Genomic DNA, 2,174 nt, shown 5'->3' with positions numbered 1-2,174 from the left:
GGAAGTGATTTATACATGGCGACCAAAGCAGTTTAGCTTAACCCAAAACCGCTGGTTGTTGCGCGCCGCTAGCCTTGGCCTTAGCCATCAAGCCAATGGCTCCACTGACGAATTTGATCGCCGCTGGGAGCGCGTTTATCTGCAATTTGATACCTCCTACAACGATTGGTTAATTAGCTTTAAGCCTTGGCTGCCATTTGGCTCTGAAGTGAATAACGGTGGTGATTTTGTTGACTACTACGGTTATGGAGAAGTCAATCTCAGCTATCTATTTGGCGACAACCAATGTAACCATCGCGTCTCAGCAATGCTGCGTAACAATCTCAAGTCCGACAACAAGGGGGCTTTAGATTTACGTTTTTCCTACTGTTTTAGCCCCTCTTTATCACTCTATGCTAAATACTTTAACGGCTATGGTGAGTCGATGCTCGACTACAATATTTATAATCAAAGCTTTGGCCTAGGGCTTGCGCTAAACCGAATTGGTGATAGCCGAGAAATGATGTCAAACAGCGGTAAGTGGACCTTCGGCGGACTAAGCATGTTTAGGGATAACTACCTACTGGCCTTTAAATATAATGCCGATCCGGCCAAGCCAGATCTAGCCAATGGCCTGCGAGGCCAACAACCCAAAAGCACTGAAGTCGAGTTTCAAATCAGTTTTCGCCTCACCCTGCCCTTCCATCTTTTCACCGAGAGCGACAATCTCAACTTTGCCTACACCCAACAGACTTTTTGGCAGGCTTATCAGGATGCCGAAGACGCCATTAGAGAAACCAATTACGAGCCAGAGTTTTTCTATCAGTGGAACACCTCTTCCGCTCCAGAGCTTGCGCCCATTCTACAATGGCTACGTTTAGGTTTTGTGCATGAGTCCAATGGCCAATCACAACTACGTTCGCGCTCATGGAATCGGCTGTATGCCGAGTTTGGCTTTAATGCAGGGCCGGTAGAAGTGGCGCTTAAACCTTGGTATCGCCTCGAAGAAGAAGCAGCAGACGACGATAACCCCAACATCGAAGAGTATTTTGGTTACGGCGAGCTAAGCGCTAGTTGGCAACTCAACCCAGAGCACCGCTTAAGCCTGTTAGCCAGAAACAACCTTAAACGGGACAACAAGGGCGCGCTCGATTTACGCTGGGCATATCGGCTCACCCCAGAAATTGCCCTTTACATGAAGTACTTTAATGGCTACGGTGAGTCGCTAATTGATTACAACAAGTCCAATCAAAGTATCGGTATTGGTATTGCGGTAAACCAATAAGGCTAGCGCGTTACTCTCAGCTATAGCAGCTAAATTCGGGGAAGCAGGTAACAATACTAAATGCCTTGCGAAGAAATGGTGTCATGAGATAACCATGCCGCTAAAACGACCTTATTGACGCCATGTCTGTTAGTGATAGCGCTCTAAAACGCTTGCCACACGATATAGACACAACTAAAAAAGCCCACTGCAAAAGCCATGCTACGCGCGGTTGAATAACCTTGAATATATAAAATTGGATGAGCAATTCGGGCTAACAAAAAAACCAGGCAAGCATTAGTGATTTCTGACCAACTGACGCCTGAGGCAAATACAATCAATATAGATGCTGAATAAAGCGCTAAGGCCTCCCAAGCATTGGTTTGAGAAGCGATGACACGAGCCCCTCTCCCCGATAGTTCTTGTGCCTGAACCCGAGGGTTAGCGTTATCAAAATAACCAAAATATTTGAAGCGAGTATAAGCCCCCAGAAAAGCTAACAAAATCGGCAGAAACGTAACCATAGTAAGTACAACTAAAGGAATTGGCATAACTCAGTCTCTCTATATCAACAATCGAATAGTTTAACTCTATACCATTTTGGAAACGGCTCTAAGCTAGCAACAACAGTCCATTCAACAGTGAATAACACGCTCGGAAAACCTGCTTTGGATTGCTCGACTTACCTTAGCCCCCAGCTGAAACACAGCAATAAAAGAGGGTATCGCAAGTTGATGACCACCAAGCTAAGCCTTAGTATTGGCATTTTGTGAAAGCATAAGAGCTACCATTCATAACCAAAAATAAACGTTATTCGGTATCAATCAGTAGCAGGAATCAATATATTACTGGCTCTTCTGTTCTGGTCTTAATTTATCTGCATGCTGAGCTGCAGGTTGAATAGTATTTATCAACAATGAGCTTATATTGC

The 2,174-nt window shown here is 44.9% G+C and carries 2 protein-coding genes; one reads left to right on the top strand and one right to left on the bottom strand.

What is annotated here, in order from left to right:
* Positions 1–1,264 (top strand): phospholipase A (locus ACQY6Q_RS04540; protein WP_427978383.1); only part of this gene is annotated, 1,264 nt, incomplete at its 5' end.
* Between the two features lie 143 nt (positions 1,265–1,407).
* Here the strand turns inward: ACQY6Q_RS04540 and ACQY6Q_RS04535 are convergent.
* The gene (locus ACQY6Q_RS04535; protein ID WP_427978381.1) at positions 1,408–1,767 is read right to left on the bottom strand and encodes an MAPEG family protein; all 360 of its coding nucleotides are present in this window, start codon (positions 1,765–1,767) and stop codon (positions 1,408–1,410) included.
* Positions 1,768–2,174: the final 407 nt, after the last annotated feature.

Source organism: Agarivorans sp., from assembly GCF_050295395.1.
Taxonomy (GTDB): domain Bacteria; phylum Pseudomonadota; class Gammaproteobacteria; order Enterobacterales; family Celerinatantimonadaceae; genus Agarivorans.
This window is presented reverse-complemented; position numbering and strand designations above follow the sequence as displayed.

Coding starts and splice junctions, on each gene's coding strand:
- ACQY6Q_RS04535 (WP_427978381.1), bottom strand. CDS start 1,767: ATGGTTACGTTTCTGCCGATTTTGTTAGCTTTTCTGGGGGCTTATACT.